Below are 14,882 nucleotides of genomic sequence, written 5' to 3'. Positions count from 1 at the left end.
GTAAGAGTTTATGTCTTGTTATTTATTTTTGGATTGGTTATGATTTTTTTAGTACACAAACAACCTAATATGCCCATCGTCCCTTCAAAACACAGAATAGGGTGACAGGATGAAGTTGAAGAAGTCAGCAGAAGACAAAATGATTTTTTTGTACCGTTATGTATCACTATCTTTAACGTCACTTGTTTTTCTGTTCGAACCATCTAGATTAATCGTGTGGCAGAAGCTATTACTGATTGGTTTTCTATTTTTATCCGTTACAGCATTTACTTGGATTTACCGCAAGTACAGACTTCATGATATGGTATTGAAATGCAGCATTGCGCTTGAAACCGCAGGGATCATCTTGTTGTTATTACCGACCGGAGGAATGGATAGCCCGTTCAAATGGTATGTGATTACCCCCATGTTGGTGGCTTGTGCTCATCTATCTATGAGGTACAGTTGGACGCTCCTCCTTTCTTATATCGGCTTGGTGCTTACAATTTGTTATATCTTTTTTACACCAGGTCAATATTTTTTGTGGGATCTTGTATTGCAGAACATCAATTTGTTTCTGGTACTGATCGTAACTATGATGGCAATGCAGGTTATCGGCGTCATGAAGGACGAACTGAGGGTGGCTAAAGAACAAGCCAATGAGACGATGGATCATATCAAGTCGATTTACCACATCATGGAGACGACCAGCCATAATGAGGCCTTAAATCTGGGTCAGGTCATCTCGGACTATACCGTCAAGCTAACAAAGCAGAGCCGTGCATTTTTCTGGCTGGATAGTCAGGAGGAGGATGCACCGGAAAGCAGCCAGACCGGTTGGACGGTAGAGGAAGAGGAGCAGCTATTCGAGGAGCTGGGGAATTATCGGGAGGAATTCAGGGAAGAGCGTGAACCATTTTTCAGACATCTGCCAGAATGGGGCGATTTCCTCATGATCACAGTACCGATGACGACCCGTTTTGTAGCGACGATCGGCCTCAAGTTGGGTCCGGATCAAAGTCTGACGGGAAGACGCTGGCTCGTGCAACAACTGATATTCTTGGCTGAGCTGAGTGCTGTGTTTTTGGAGCGCTATGAGCTGGAGCGTATTGAAAATCAGCTGATTGTGACGAACGAGCAGAACCGAATTGCAAATGAAATGCATGACAATGTTTCACAAAGTCTTTTTGGTATTGTGTACGCAACGCATTCTCTCCGGCAAACCTGGTGTCATCAGCCTAAGGAGCAGGTGGAGGAACAAATTGATCTAATTCAGCAATCTGCCAACCAAGCGGTCAGAGAGCTGAAAGGGGCGATCCATAGTCTAAGTTCGAAAAAAAGCGGAGGCTCGACTTGGTTAGGGACGGTGAAAAGTCATTTGCATACACTCTCCAAGCTGAACCATGTACAAATTGATTTTGACATTCATGGTGATCATTATTCACTTCCATATTTGTACCAAAAGGCTTTGTTCCGCATCATTTCCGAAGCGGCGGGGAACGCAATCCGTCATGGATTGGCCAAGCGAATTGATGTGAAGTTAAAATTAACGCCCCAAGTGATTAGACTGTCTATTCATGACGACGGAGTAGGATTTGAGACGGCGAGAATGGTAGCAGGAGGTGAGGCGGTCAGTGCAGGCGGGGGCCTGGGCATGATGAATATGGAATATTTAGCTCAATCGATGGGAGGCGAATTTGATATTTCAAGTCGAATCGGAGAGGGAACACAGATCCGATTGTCCATTCCGGTAAATGCTTATGAATGAGGATTTTGCAAAATCCTTGAATAAAATGTGTGAACATTCTGCAATACAAAATCTGCGGTAACAATCGGATACATAGGGATTATGCAAATCCTGAACTGTAGACAGGAGGCCGAATCATGAAAATTGTCATTGTCGATGATCATCCTTTAGTACGGAAAGGACTCGCTGCGGTTATATCCATGCAGCCCAATGTTCAGTTTGCGGGAGAGGCCCAGAATCAACAAGAAGCACTTGTGGTGATCGAGGAAACTGATCCGGATCTGGTGCTGCTGGATTTGAAACTAGCTGATGAATCGGGTCTGGATATTATCAAGATAGCGCGCGGACGCGGGTTCAGAAGCAAATTTATTTTGCTGACCTCTTCTGCAACACGTGAAGATTTTCTGAAAGCGGAGGAAGCTTCCGTGGACGGTTATGTGCTTAAGGAGGCTTTGCCTGAAGAACTAATTTACGCGATTCATCTTGTCAACAAAGGACGCAAATATTATGATCCGGCTATTCTCGAAAACAAGCTGCGTGAAGATGCGGGCAATCTGACGGACGACCTGACACCGAAGGAAAAGGAAGTGCTGGTCGAGCTGGGGCAAGGAGCTTGCAATCGTGAAATTGCATCCCGGTTATTTATCAGTGAGTTCACAGTCAAAAAGCATGTCAGTCAGATCTTGGCCAAGCTGCGGCTGGCGGATCGTACACAGGCAGCATTGTATGCCAATGCAATTGGTCTGGCGAAGTACGAGCCAACAAACATCGTGATGCGCTGACTCGATAAACTACGCTGCACTTTCATGTGCGAGTGATAGGAAAAGCCTCAAAAATCACCAAGCTTGGTGGTTTTTGAGGCTTTTTTCGATTTATTTTTCCATAATCGACAAACTATGGTACAAAAGTATACCATGCCGTATCCGAAAGTATACATTCCCCTCCCCCCGTAGTGAGGGAGAAAGTGCCGTTCGGTTCCATGTCGTCCACACAACGTATTGTTACAATTAGATCATACTTAAAATAAGAAGAGAAATTGTATGGGAGGGAGGATTTTTGTGGAGAAAACCATTTTGGATTATCTAGTCCTGATCAAAAAAAGATTGTGGCTGATTGCGATTTTTGTCATTCTCTCATGCGTAACAACATACTTTGTGAGCGACAATGTCGTGAAGCCAGTCTATTCCGCTTCAAGCCAACTGCTGGTTAATCATATTTCCGGCAAGCAGGGGAGCAACAATCTGAACGACGTCAACACAAGTCTTAATTTGGTGGAAAGCTACAAGCAAATTCTCACTTCACCTAAAATTATGGACGCTGTTGTAGCGACTCATCCTGAGTTCGGTTTGACGCAGCAGAAGTTGGTAGAAAAGCTGCAGATTAAATCCTCGGATAAAAGTCAGGTTATCGGCTTAACGTTTGAGGCAGGGAGCTATCCACAGGCCGCAGCGGTTGTAAACGCGGTAACCCAGAAATTCGTGCAGACGGTTCCGGGATTGATGGAATTAAATAATGTGAAAATTTTAAATGAAGCGGACCCACAGGCCAATCCTGATCCGATTAATGGGAACCCGCTCATGAATATTGCGATTAGTTTTCTCGTATCGCTGATGATTGCGCTGGGCACGATTGTGTTCCTGGAAAGCATTAACGGCACGCTGCGCTCGGAAAAAGAGGCGGATGCAGACATAGGTATTCCGGTAATTGCATCGATTCCAATCATTCGCAAGAAGGACATCGACGGAGCAGCCGGAAATTCCAAAGAACGGGTAGGGGAGCGTAAATATGCTGCGATTGAATGACATGTTGATTACAGAAAGTAATCCATCATCGTATATCTCGGAATCATTTCGATCCCTCCGTACATACATCCGGCAGCAGGTGATTGGGCAAAAGGACCGTGGGACGGTTCTATTGTTGACCTCGCCGGAAAGCGGAGCGGGTAAAACAACTCTGCTCGCCAACATCGGAGTTTCCTTTGCACAAGAAGGCAAGAAGGTGGCTCTGGTGGATTGCAATCTGCACAAACCAGCGCTGCACGAGATATTCGGAATGGAAAATACCGGAGGTCTATCGGCTTATTTGCGCGGTGGGGCTTCTTCCAAGTCTATCGTTAGGCATGGTGGACTGGAGCTATCGGTTGTTCCCGGTGGAGACACCCTGTACAACGCAGCAGATCTGCTCGGTAGCGAACGTATGGCTGAGCTGCTGGAAGAACTCAAACGTGAATATGACATCATCTTAATCGATTCGGCTCCGGCGCTGAATTATACGGATGCTCGCCTGATTGCAGGCTTGACGGATGGTGTGATTCTCGTTGCCAGACATGGCCGAACCAAACGGGAAGATCTACGCAAAACAAAGCAACTCATGGAACAGGCCAGTGCGACGCTGGTTGGAATTGTGATGAATCAGGTGAAGTAAGCAACACCAAAATTCGATGAAGCAAGGAGAATGAGTGCGATGACGAAAAGAGTGAAAAAGGCCATTATTCCAGCAGCAGGGTTGGGTACGCGCTTCCTCCCTGCCACAAAAGCGATGCCTAAGGAAATGCTTCCGATTATCAATAAGCCTACGATTCAATATATCGTGGAAGAAGCGATTGCTTCTGGTATTGAGGACATTATTATCGTTACGGGTAAAGGCAAACGTGCCATTGAGGACCACTTTGACAACGCATTTGAGCTGGAATCCAAACTGCTCGAGGACGGTAAGCTGAAGCTTCTGGAGGAAGTACAGCGTTCTTCGGGAGTGGAAATTCACTACATTCGCCAGAAAGAACCTAAAGGTCTTGGACATGCGGTATGGTGCGCAAGACGCTTTATTGGGGACGAGCCGTTTGGTGTATTGCTGGGCGATGATATCGTAACAGGTCAGAAGCCTTGCCTGCGCCAGCTGATGGATCAGTATGAGGAAACACAAAATTCTGTTATCGGCGTGCAGCGGGTACCGCAGGAATTCACGAACCGATATGGCATTATTGAACCAGATCAGCAGGACGGACGATTGTACCGAGTGAATAATTTTATAGAAAAACCGGCTCCAGGCACAGCGCCATCCGATTTGGCTATTATGGGTCGCTATGTGTTCTCGCCGAAAATTTTCAAATATCTTGATCTTCAGGAAAAAGGAGCTGGCGGCGAAATTCAGTTGACGGATGCGATCCAAAAGCTGAATCAGAGTGAGCGCGTGTACGCCTACGACTTTGAAGGCACACGTTATGACGTAGGTGAACGTCTTGGATATATTTTAACCACACTTGAATTTGCACTTGCCAGCGATGATTTAAAGTATCCGGTTATGGAGGCCATGAATGAATGGTTGAAAAAGACCGAGAAAGCAACCACGGCAGGTTGAGAGGAGGTACGTCAGCATGAGCATGGAAAATTTACCGGAGGACGGCGAGGCTGTCATGTCAGGTAAAGCGTTTTACATGCCATACGGAAATACACAAATTCAGGATAAAACGTCCTACCTGGTCACAAAACGCCTCCTTGATATGCTGCTGTCGTTCGTGGGCTTGATCGTCTTGCTTCCGCTTTTTGTAGTGGTAGGCGTTTTGATTAAGCTTGAAGACCCAAAGGGAAGCGTATTTTTCAAGCAAACTCGGGTGGGCAAGAATGAGAAGTTATTCAACATGTATAAATTCCGTTCAATGGTGTCCAATGCCGAGGAATTGAAAAAGGACTTGATGGAGCTGAATGAAGTGAGCGGCGCCATGTTCAAAATTAAAAATGATCCTCGGATCACGAAAATTGGCAGTTTTCTGCGCAAGACGAGTATTGATGAGATTCCGCAGCTGTGGAATGTGTTGGTTGGGGACATGACTTTAGTCGGTCCGCGTCCACCGTTACCCAGCGAGGTCGAGCAATACTCCGATTATGACAAGCAGCGCCTGATTGTAACACCGGGATGTACGGGTTACTGGCAGGTGAGCGCACGTAACAGTGTAGGCTTCGAAGAAATGGTGCAAATGGATTTGAAGTATATTCATGTTCGCAATACGTGGCTCGATTTGAAAATCATCATGAAAACAGGCGTTAAAATGCTGTTCTCCAAGGATGCTTACTGATGGATGCATTCAAGCGATGTCCCGCAGTGTCCGTCGTTATTTGCACCTATAACCGAGCGGACCTGCTGGAGAAAACGTTAATGTCCCTGCTGGAGTTGGAAGACCTTGCACTGGCTGAGATCATTGTGGTCGATAACCGATCCACCGATCATACAGCGGCGACGATCAAAAGGTTCACCGTCGCACATGGTCAGAATATTCATCTCCGATATCATTATGAGCGCGAACAAGGACTGTCTGCCGCTCGTAATGCGGGCATTACGTTATCGAGAGCAGAAGTCATTGCTTTTCTGGATGATGATGCAATTCCGTGTGTTACATGGCTGCAAACGATTATGTCGGCCTTTGGGAACAATCCAGAGCTGACGGCTATGGGCGGGAAAATTGATCCTATGTTTGAGACGGAACGACCGGTTTGGCTGACAGGCCCGCTTGAACTGCCTTACACGATTATTGATCTGGGGAAAGCCGTCCGTGAATATCCGGCGGGACTGAATCCATTCGGGGCAAATATGGCAATGCGCAAAACGGCTTTTGCCGCCGTCATGTTCCCGCTTCATCTGGGCAGAAAGGGAGATATCCTTCTATCTGGTGAAGAATCGTGGGTATTCGAGCAAATCCGTAAAAATGGTGGAACGATTATGTATCATCCGCACATGTCTGTGGAACATTTTGTTCCGGCTGCACGGTTAACGAAAGAATGGATCATGAACCGCTACTATTGTCAGGGCATGTCTAACGCTGCTCAGGCCGTAGGTCTGCGCGGCAACGCGATGCTGATGGCGAAGACGGCAGCCAAAGTGTTATACATCACGGTGGATTCCCTGCTGGCACGTAGTGAGGGCAGGAAGCTGTTGAACCGGTGCAGGCTTGAAAGTATCCGTGGGACGCTGGATACACTGCGCAACCGGAAAAGCGAGTCAGCTGCGGGGTGAAAGATTGAACATGAGTAACTATCCTTGGACTTCCAGAATAAACACCATACAGCATGTTTTCATTTTTCTACTAGGCGCTCTTGCTGTAGGAATTGCGGCTACCTATCAGCCGGTGGTCAGTATTGCGGCAGTATGCTTATTGCTCTTGCTAGCCGTTTCTATCCATCATCCGGAGCGCATCAGCTATGCGGTTTTGCTAAGTACAGCAGTTTCGGTCGATTCTCTGTATCAGGGTGGCGTGTTCGGCATTGAGATTTTGTCATTGTACAAATTAGGCATTTTGGCTCTGCTGGTGCCGTGCATGCTCGTGTATGGGATACGTCTCAAGTTCAGCTATCCGGTCTGGGCATTGGTGATCATGCTGGGGATTACATTTGGATTTTCAGCATGGCTGCCTTTGTTAACGACCTCGATCGCCGTCAAGGCGTTCGTCGGATTATCGCTCCCCTTCTTTTTTTTACTGATCCAGTGGAAAAAGGATGTGGCGGAAAGACATATCCGATTGATCAGTCTGTTGCCAATTATTAGTGTGATCATTGGATTGGGCTTGCAGGTTGTAGGGCTGCATTCGTTTACGGATGTAGAATTTACGGGCGCAGTCAGAGTACAGGGAGCAAATATACCACCGCATCTGGCAATGCTCTCCTTTCTCGGAATTGCCGTCTCTCTGATTGAGGTCAAGCGCAAACCGAAGCAAGCCGCCTTTTATTATACGGTGTTGGCACTGAACTTTCTGATTCTGATCGCCACCGGTACACGTGGGCCGATTCTGGCATTGTTATTAATGTTTGCTGTGTATCTGTTTGATATTGCCCGTCAGTACCTCAAGGGTAAAGTCAATTATTTGCTACCGCTGGCCGGATCGTTTTTGGTTGCTCTGGGGGCGGTGGCCCTGCAATGGAACAATTTAAAAAAACGCTCCTTCGAACGGGAGACCGACACAGGCATTGACCTGTCGGGACGCTCGGAGGCATGGGAATATTTTTTGAACAGAGTACATGATTACCCTTGGTCAGGAAGAGGCCTTGGCGCGGTAACGGTTGCGAACGACGGGACGTTATTTAATGGTTTTGTTGTACCGCATAACGAGTATATACGCTTTTATTTTGACACGGGATATATCGGTTGCGGGTTATTAATACTTTCATTGCTGATCGTGTTCGCTCTCATTTACCAGTCGCTTGCCAAGTCCATCAAACCTTATTTTGCAAGCTTAATTGCAGGCTTTCTGATCTACTCGTTTTCAGATAATACGTTGTCGACGGTTCAGATGATTATTCCGTTTTGCTGGTATTTGAACGCGTTATACCAGACATCTACTCAAACCGATTTTCGCAAAGAGAAGTGATACGATGAGCAGAGTGAACATGTTCGATGTCAACTTTGATAATTACGATTTTAATGATCTACTCGAATTTATAGATACTTCTATTGAGCATCAGCGTCATTCCTACATTTTGACCTGTAATGTCGATCATGTGATCAAGCTTCGCAAGGATGATGAATTCCGCAAGGTGTATTCGGATGCCGGAGCTGTAGTGGCCGATGGGATGCCTATCATATGGGCGTCCAAGTTACTGAAAAAGCCCCTCAAACAAAAGGTGTCAGGGTCAGATTTGTTCACCCGGCTGGGAGAGGCTTTTGAGGATCGAGGCTATCGTTTATTTTTTCTGGGTGCAGCTGACGGTATTCCTGAGAAGGCTATGCTCAATCTCCAGGAATCGTATCCGAACATGAATGTGGTGGGCTGCTACTCTCCTTCTTATGGCTTTGAGAAAAACGAGGAGGAGAACAGACACATTATCCAATTGCTTCAAGAGGCTCGCCCGGACATCGTTTTTGTAGGTGTAGGCGCACCTAAACAGGAAAAATGGATTTACAGATATTATGAGACTTACCGCGCTCCGATTTCGATTGGGGTAGGAGCGACCTTTGATTTCCTGTCGGGAAATGTGAAAAGGGCACCGGAGCTGATGCAGAAGACGGGATTTGAATGGTTTTGGAGGTTGTCTCAGGAGCCTAAACGATTGTGGAAAAGATATTTGATTGAGGATTCCCAGTTTCTCGTTCTGCTGTTTAAGGAGATGTTCAAGCGGAAGCGAATGAAGGGAGGTCAGGGGTGAGAAACATGAGTCGGTTGGCAGATCAGCAGATTTCCGTTTGGCTAGGAAATCGGCGTGGAATCGGCATGGGTTTGCTGGCTTGTATGCTGCCACTCGCCATCGGATTTGTCAGCGCCAAGATGAATCCCACCATGAGCCAGCAGGGAGCCATATTGCTGGCGCTCGTTTTTCCGGCCTTCCTGCTGGCGATCTTGCAATCGCGGCTACTGATTCCTTACACACTGGCGGTGTGGGCAGTAGGCCCGGAAATCCGCCGTATTGCGGATTGGTTGGAGGGAACATATCACTCGGTTTCCTTGTTGAGCGTGGCGCCGCTGCTGGTAAGCAGCATGTTGATTATTCCTGTATTGCGGGGCATTCATCAGGCGGAGAAACCATTGACCCGAATTGCTGTATTTTTCGGCATAGAATTGGCCTACGGAAGTGTGGTCGGGTTGTTCAAAAATGGTATTGTTTTTGCTTATGATTTAGCCAATTATGTAGTTCCTTTGATCCTGTTGCCTTATCTTGCGATTAAGCCCATGAAAGCGAAGGAGCTGGACCGACTGCTGTATTCATATGCCAACATTGCTGTTCTTGTGGCGATTTACGGCATTATCCAGTATTTGACGGTGCCTCCCTGGGATGCATTTTGGATGAATCATGTGGAAATGAATTCCATTGGCGTACCAGAACCGCTTCAAATTAGGGTATTTTCTTCCATGAACTCGCCCGGTCCCTGCGCTATTTTCCTGGCGATGGCACTTGTACCCATGCTAATGGAAAAACGGTGGCGCGGCACTTTGGGATGGATCGGAATCCTGCTGACGGTCGTTTGTCTTTTGATCACGCTGGTACGTTCAGCCTGGCTAATTGCATTCGTCATGTTGCTGGCTTACATTCTCAGTTCATCTTCCAAGGGAAAGTGGAAGACCTTGTTTCAACTAGCTGTCGTCGGTCTTCTTCTCTACATCATTGTTCCAAAACTTCCGGGGGCAGAGGGTTTGGTGGCTCGCATGCAGACGTTGACAGATATTCAACAGGATCATTCATACAATGAACGTTTGGATCTACTGCATACGATGCTTCCGGCGATTGTCGGCAATCCGGTCGGGCAGGGGATCGGGAGTGTAGGAATCGGAACCAAGCTTGATAACGGCGGCGATCTCGGCGAACTTGGGATTATGGATAATGGATATATTGCCATTTTCCTCACCTTCGGTATTTTCGGAGCATTCTTTTTCTTCGGTGGTCTGTTCGTTATCGTCAAGCGCCTTCTCGTCCGTATTGCCGAACGAGATTCCAGTCAGCCTTATATCAGACTGGCGTTGGCTACGTGGGCCGGAGCTGTAGCCAGTCTCATATCGGATAATGGTTTCCCCGGTATGCGCGGCTATCTGATCTGGATGATGATCGGAATAGGACTATGGGCAAAAGATGTCATCGCGGAAAGAAGGTAAAGGCTGTGCAAAACTTACAAGCATTATCCGCACCTGTCCGGACACTATGGTCCACGGTGATACGGTTTGCCAAAAGCAAGGATAGCAGCTCTGCAGCAGTAAAAACGATGATATTCAGTATGCTGATTCTCGTCGTGAATATGCTGACTGGTGTGCTGACGGCACGATTCCTGGGTCCTACTGGACGCGGGGAACAGACAGCGATGGTGAACTGGTCCCAATTTCTCGCCTTCTGCATGAGCTTCGGTGTCCCGTCTGCATTGATTTACAATGCGAAAAGGAAACCTGAGGAAACGGGCAAGCTGTATGGTCTGGCCTTGCTGCTGGCTGCGATGTTCGGGGGCTTGGCGACACTCGTCGGAGTATTTCTAATTCCTTATTGGCTGCGCTCTTTTTCTTCATCAGTCATACTTTTCGCGCAGTGCTCCATGATGATGTGTCCGCTCATAGCGATTTCACAGATCAATAATGCATTGCTTCAAGTTCGATCGGAATATAAGCAGTACAATTTATTCCGGTATCTGGTACCACTAAGTACGCTGCTGGGTCTGGCGATCCTGATCCTGACCGGGAATATGAATCCGTACACCTCGGCACTGGCCTATTTACTGCCAGGCTTGCCGATTTATATCGGTGTCACGATTCGAATGATTCGGCTGTACAAACCAAAGGTAAAGAACAGCTGGACGCAATTTAAAAATCTCTTTACCTACGGTATGGGTTCGTACGGAAATGATCTCATGGGGCAGGTTTCCACTTATATTGATCAGATTTTGATTGCGGGTCTGCTCAGACCCGCTGATCTCGGTTTATATGCAGTAGCGGTCAGCTTGGCCCGGATGGTGAATGTATTTTCAACTTCGATCATTGTCGTGCTGTTTCCCAAAGCCTCTGGTCTGAATAAGGAAGATGCGGTGGCCATAACATTTCGGGCATTTCGAGTGACTTCAACGGCAACCTTTCTGGCTGCGGTGATGCTGATGCTGATTGCTCCGTTCGTATTTACATTGTTATATGGTCAAGAGTTTAAACAAGCGCTTACGGTGTTCCGGTTTCTGGTGCTTGAGGTTGCTATCAGTGGAGGAACCATGGTGCTGGCACAACAATTTATGGCGTTGGGTAAGCCCAAATTGGTTACCATTCTACAGGGTGTCGGATTGGCGCTCGTCATTCCATTGCTGTCCATACTCGTGCCGAGATATGGATTGACGGGTGCAGGGATAGCAATGCTGTCTTCGGGGATTCTACGGTTCATTTTCATTTTATGTAATGTTAAATTCGTTCTGAAAATGAAAATTCCAAGACTGCTTATTTCCAAACAAGATTTTCAATGGCTCCGATCAACGATGTCGCACTACATCCGGAAAAAGCCAGTTAACGGTTAGATAAAGAAGGAGGCACCCGCTAATGAACCACATGTCTAGCGTTCCCGCGGACAACCGGATATCCGTAGTTATTATCGCTCAGGATGATGGCACTCGAATTACAGCCGCCATTAAATCCTGCAAGCCCTTTGCGGACGATATCGTCGTCATTGACGGAGGGAGCAAGGACAATACGATTCAGGTAGCTGAATCATTGGGTTGTCGGGTGTTTTCCAACCCGTGGCCCGGTTATGCCAAGCAGCGCATGTTTGGTGTTGAAAAAGCGGAATTTGATTGGATATTCCTGATTGATACGGACGAAGTAGTGGATGCAGAGTTGCTTGGAGACTTGCTGAAAGTAAAGGAAACGCTCCACGATCCGGCCAAAGCATATTCCGTGTTTCGGATTGGCGATTTTCTTGGCAAATGGATGAACAAAGGCGAATACCTGGTTCGTTTGTACAATCGGCGTATTTATGGCATTACGAATAGTCTTGTTCATGAAATGCCGGATGTAGCCTCTTCCCAGATTGTCAATCTGGAGGGCGTGTTATGGCACTACGGCTTCCGCAGCATCAGTGATCATATGACCCGTTTTAACAAATATACGGACCTGGAAGCAGAGACGGCATTTAACAAAGGGAGATCCTTTCGGATTACCAGACTGTTGTGGCGGCCTCCTGCCCGCTTTGTGCAGAAGTATTTTGTCCAAGGCTTATACCGCAAGGGATTGGCGGGTTTTGCCGTAGCGGTTTTCTGGGTAATGTATGAGTTTCTCGTCTGCTTCAAGCATTATGAGCTAACCAAGCGGCGGCGAAAAAAGATAGAAATCGTGGATGATGGACAGACCGAGCAGAAAGGAGAAACCAGCTATGTCGTACAATAACGGATTTCGTATTGCGGCAACGGGCCTTAGCTGGCCGTCCTTGCAGCCAGGAGGTCTCAACACATATTTCAAATCCATCTGTGAGCAGCTTACGTTAGAGCGCAATACGCTGGATGCTCTAATCTGTAGTGACGAGCAGCCGCAGGCGCCCGACCGTATTCGGATTCATTCGATTGGCAGCAAGCAGCAATCCATCTGGAAGCGCCGAGAGCTGATGCAAAAATATGCAGCAGAGCTGTTCGACAAGCAACCTATGGATGTATTGTATTCCCATTTTGCTCCCTATGGTGTCGGACCGGCGCTGGAGGCGAAAAAAAGAGGGATCCCGGTAGTTACCACCTTCCACGGACCGTGGACGGAGGAAATGAAGATTGAAGGACAGGGCATTAAGCATTTCCTAAAAACGACGTTGGCCAAATCCATTGAAATGAAGGCCTACGGTCTGGCGGATAAATTTATAGTGCTGAGCGAAACCTTTCGGGATATTTTGCATGAGCACTATAAGGTTCCACTCAGCAAAATTCATATTATTCCAGGCGCGGCGAATGTAGAAAGGTTCCATCCGGCAGAAGATCGGGGAACGGTGCGGGAACGGCTGAATTTGCCACAGAATGCGACAATTGTGCTGACCGTCCGTCGTCTTGTTAACCGAATGGGACTGTTACAGCTGCTCGAAGCATGGCGACGGGTAACCGAGCGTCATCCTGATCATTTGCTGCTGATTGGAGGGAAGGGTCCCTTGATGGAGGAATTGGCTTCCAAGGTGGCGGAATACAATCTTCATAACCATGTAAGGCTATTGGGTTATGTGTCAGATGAGGAACTTCCACTGTACCATCAAGCATCTAATTTGTTCGTTGTACCAACACAGGCGCTGGAGGGTTTCGGTCTGATCACGGTGGAGGCGATGGCCTCGGGACTGCCGGTGCTGGCCACTCCTGTGGGGGGTAACAAGGAAATTTTAAGAGGATTCCGTCCCGAGCTTTTGTTCCAGGGAACGGACAGTGATGCCATTGCTGAAGGGTTGCTGCGTGTGCTGGATCATCGTGAACTTCTACCAAATGCAAGGGAATGCCGGGACCATGTCCTGAGCAGATATACATGGGGACATGTAGCGGAGCAGGTGGAAGAGGTGTTCCGACAGGTCCTTGACAGAAAGGTGGCGGCGAAATGATGAGAGTAGCTTATATTGACCACACGGCAAGATGGAGCGGCGGCGAAGTCGCTTTGTATAACATACTGACGAACATCGGTGAACATATCGACCCGCTCGTTATTTTGGCAGAGGAGGGCGATTTGGCGGATCGGCTTCGGCAGCGTGATATTGATGTGCGCATCCTTCCACTGGACGATTCGATTCGCAATCGGGGACGGAACGCCGTTAATCTAGGTGCGCCTGCAGCAGCCTTTCGATTGCTGGCTTACGGTAGAAAACTTGCACCCTTGCTGCGTGAGGAAAAGGTCGTGTGCGTTCACACGAACTCGCTTAAGTCCGCACTGTATGGTGCAGTAGCCGCCAAATCGGCGAAGCTGCCGTTGATCTGGCATATCCGTGACCACATCGGTCCGCCGTATCTGAAGCCGATTGTAGCGAAAGGGATTCGGCTGATGTCCCGCTTTTTGCCCAACGGAGTGATAGCCAATTCCAAATCCACGCTGAGTGCGTTGGAATTACCCCCGGACAAAAAGACGCTCGTCGTCTATTCCGCTTTTGCCAAAGCGATTACGGCTCGTGATACGGCTGCGCATTTACGTGGCGATGACTCGTTTAACGTCGTATTGGTCGGCAGACTGGCGGAATGGAAGGGGCAACATATTTTACTGGAAGCGGCACGCTCCTTTTTACCGGATCAGCGAGTGAAATTCTGGCTGGCTGGAGATGCGTTGTTCGGAGAAGAGGAATACAAACAACGATTGGAATCCACGATGCGCGAATACGGGTTGGCTAACGTCAATCTTCTGGGACACGTCGATGACATTCAAGGTTTGATGCAGCGTTGTGATTTGCTAATTCATACCTCCATTACACCGGAACCATTTGGTCAGGTCATTATTGAGGGCATGGCTGCGGGTCTGCCAGTGATCGCTTCAAATGAGGGTGGACCCAAGGAAACGGTGGTACCCAATGAAACCGGGCTGCTCATTGAACCGGGTGACCCAGCCAAGCTGGAAGAAGCCATCCGCTGGATGCTGGAGCATCCACAGGAACGTCAGCAGATGGGTGAGAAAGGCATGGAACGGGTCAAGAAGCATTTTGTCATCGAGAACACAGTTAAGGATATAGTTCATTACTATAAGGGTTTGTTGGCAGGAGTCTGACCGACATTCGCGTTAAAG

At 47.8% G+C, this 14,882-nt stretch carries 14 protein-coding genes; all 14 read left to right on the top strand.

The features are described from left to right. Positions 1 to 109 precede the first annotated feature (109 nt). Complete coding sequence (locus AC6EJC_RS04935) at positions 110 to 1,747, top strand: sensor histidine kinase (protein ID WP_444952991.1); 1,638 nt, start codon at positions 110 to 112, stop codon at positions 1,745 to 1,747. 116 nt (positions 1,748 to 1,863) lie between these two features. Then, positions 1,864 to 2,508, top strand: a complete 645-nt coding sequence (locus AC6EJC_RS04930; RefSeq protein ID WP_444952990.1) for a response regulator — start codon at positions 1,864 to 1,866, stop codon at positions 2,506 to 2,508. A gap of 276 nt (positions 2,509 to 2,784) precedes the next feature. After that, entirely contained in the window at positions 2,785 to 3,528 is a 744-nt protein-coding gene (locus AC6EJC_RS04925; protein WP_444952989.1) for a YveK family protein, read from the top strand. After that, positions 3,512 to 4,150 carry a CpsD/CapB family tyrosine-protein kinase gene (locus tag AC6EJC_RS04920; RefSeq protein WP_444952988.1) on the top strand — a complete coding sequence of 213 codons (639 nt, stop codon included), beginning with the start codon at positions 3,512 to 3,514 and terminating at the stop codon, positions 4,148 to 4,150. The genes AC6EJC_RS04925 and AC6EJC_RS04920 overlap by 17 nt, the downstream gene beginning before the upstream one ends. A gap of 39 nt (positions 4,151 to 4,189) precedes the next feature. After that, entirely contained in the window at positions 4,190 to 5,083 is an 894-nt protein-coding gene (gene galU, locus AC6EJC_RS04915; protein ID WP_013309151.1) for a UTP--glucose-1-phosphate uridylyltransferase GalU, read from the top strand. Positions 5,084 to 5,099: 16 nt separating this feature from the next. Beyond that, positions 5,100 to 5,798 carry a sugar transferase gene (locus AC6EJC_RS04910; RefSeq protein ID WP_444952987.1) on the top strand — a complete coding sequence of 233 codons (699 nt, stop codon included), beginning with the start codon at positions 5,100 to 5,102 and terminating at the stop codon, positions 5,796 to 5,798. Then, on the top strand, positions 5,798 to 6,733 hold the full coding sequence (locus AC6EJC_RS04905) for a glycosyltransferase (RefSeq protein WP_444952986.1): 936 nt from the start codon (positions 5,798 to 5,800) through the stop codon (positions 6,731 to 6,733). The genes AC6EJC_RS04910 and AC6EJC_RS04905 overlap by 1 nt, the downstream gene beginning before the upstream one ends. 10 nt (positions 6,734 to 6,743) lie before the next feature. Next, a complete protein-coding gene (locus AC6EJC_RS04900; protein ID WP_444952985.1) occupies positions 6,744 to 8,081 on the top strand; it encodes an O-antigen ligase family protein in 1,338 nt (445 codons plus the stop codon). A 4-nt stretch (positions 8,082 to 8,085) separates the two neighbouring features. Then, complete coding sequence (locus AC6EJC_RS04895; RefSeq protein ID WP_028543109.1) at positions 8,086 to 8,856, top strand: WecB/TagA/CpsF family glycosyltransferase; 771 nt, start codon at positions 8,086 to 8,088, stop codon at positions 8,854 to 8,856. A 5-nt stretch (positions 8,857 to 8,861) separates the two neighbouring features. Continuing rightward, positions 8,862 to 10,295 carry an O-antigen ligase family protein gene (locus tag AC6EJC_RS04890; protein ID WP_444952984.1) on the top strand — a complete coding sequence of 478 codons (1,434 nt, stop codon included), beginning with the start codon at positions 8,862 to 8,864 and terminating at the stop codon, positions 10,293 to 10,295. 5 nt (positions 10,296 to 10,300) lie between these two features. Then, positions 10,301 to 11,680, top strand: a complete 1,380-nt coding sequence (locus AC6EJC_RS04885) for a lipopolysaccharide biosynthesis protein (protein ID WP_444952983.1) — start codon at positions 10,301 to 10,303, stop codon at positions 11,678 to 11,680. A gap of 22 nt (positions 11,681 to 11,702) precedes the next feature. Then, positions 11,703 to 12,545: a glycosyltransferase family 2 protein gene (locus tag AC6EJC_RS04880; RefSeq protein ID WP_444952982.1), complete on the top strand. Its 843-nt coding sequence runs from the start codon at positions 11,703 to 11,705 to the stop codon at positions 12,543 to 12,545. Continuing rightward, positions 12,532 to 13,719, top strand: a complete 1,188-nt coding sequence (locus tag AC6EJC_RS04875; RefSeq protein ID WP_444952981.1) for a glycosyltransferase family 4 protein — start codon at positions 12,532 to 12,534, stop codon at positions 13,717 to 13,719. Before AC6EJC_RS04880 ends, AC6EJC_RS04875 begins: the two co-directional genes overlap by 14 nt. Further along, positions 13,716 to 14,864 (top strand): glycosyltransferase family 4 protein, encoded by a 1,149-nt coding sequence (locus tag AC6EJC_RS04870; protein WP_444952980.1) that lies wholly within the window; start codon positions 13,716 to 13,718, stop codon positions 14,862 to 14,864. The genes AC6EJC_RS04875 and AC6EJC_RS04870 overlap by 4 nt, the downstream gene beginning before the upstream one ends. The last annotated feature ends 18 nt before the right edge of the window (positions 14,865 to 14,882 follow it).

This window comes from Paenibacillus sp. TY11 (genome assembly GCF_059772165.1).
Note: the sequence above shows the minus strand (reverse complement) of the source record. Positions and strands in the feature narration are given on the sequence as shown.

What these genes read in the sequence shown, in the direction of transcription:
- AC6EJC_RS04910 (WP_444952987.1), top strand. Translation starts at nt 5,100, where the DNA reads ATGAGCATGGAAAATTTACCGGAGGACGGCGAGGCTGTCATGTCAGGT.
- AC6EJC_RS04930 (WP_444952990.1), top strand. Translation starts at nt 1,864, where the DNA reads ATGAAAATTGTCATTGTCGATGATCATCCTTTAGTACGGAAAGGACTC.
- AC6EJC_RS04935 (WP_444952991.1), top strand. Translation starts at nt 110, where the DNA reads ATGAAGTTGAAGAAGTCAGCAGAAGACAAAATGATTTTTTTGTACCGT.
- AC6EJC_RS04895 (WP_028543109.1), top strand. Translation starts at nt 8,086, where the DNA reads ATGAGCAGAGTGAACATGTTCGATGTCAACTTTGATAATTACGATTTT.
- AC6EJC_RS04905 (WP_444952986.1), top strand. Translation starts at nt 5,798, where the DNA reads ATGGATGCATTCAAGCGATGTCCCGCAGTGTCCGTCGTTATTTGCACC.
- AC6EJC_RS04900 (WP_444952985.1), top strand. Translation starts at nt 6,744, where the DNA reads ATGAGTAACTATCCTTGGACTTCCAGAATAAACACCATACAGCATGTT.
- AC6EJC_RS04875 (WP_444952981.1), top strand. Translation starts at nt 12,532, where the DNA reads ATGTCGTACAATAACGGATTTCGTATTGCGGCAACGGGCCTTAGCTGG.
- AC6EJC_RS04920 (WP_444952988.1), top strand. Translation starts at nt 3,512, where the DNA reads ATGCTGCGATTGAATGACATGTTGATTACAGAAAGTAATCCATCATCG.
- AC6EJC_RS04870 (WP_444952980.1), top strand. Translation starts at nt 13,716, where the DNA reads ATGATGAGAGTAGCTTATATTGACCACACGGCAAGATGGAGCGGCGGC.
- galU (WP_013309151.1), top strand. Translation starts at nt 4,190, where the DNA reads ATGACGAAAAGAGTGAAAAAGGCCATTATTCCAGCAGCAGGGTTGGGT.
- AC6EJC_RS04880 (WP_444952982.1), top strand. Translation starts at nt 11,703, where the DNA reads ATGAACCACATGTCTAGCGTTCCCGCGGACAACCGGATATCCGTAGTT.
- AC6EJC_RS04890 (WP_444952984.1), top strand. Translation starts at nt 8,862, where the DNA reads ATGAGTCGGTTGGCAGATCAGCAGATTTCCGTTTGGCTAGGAAATCGG.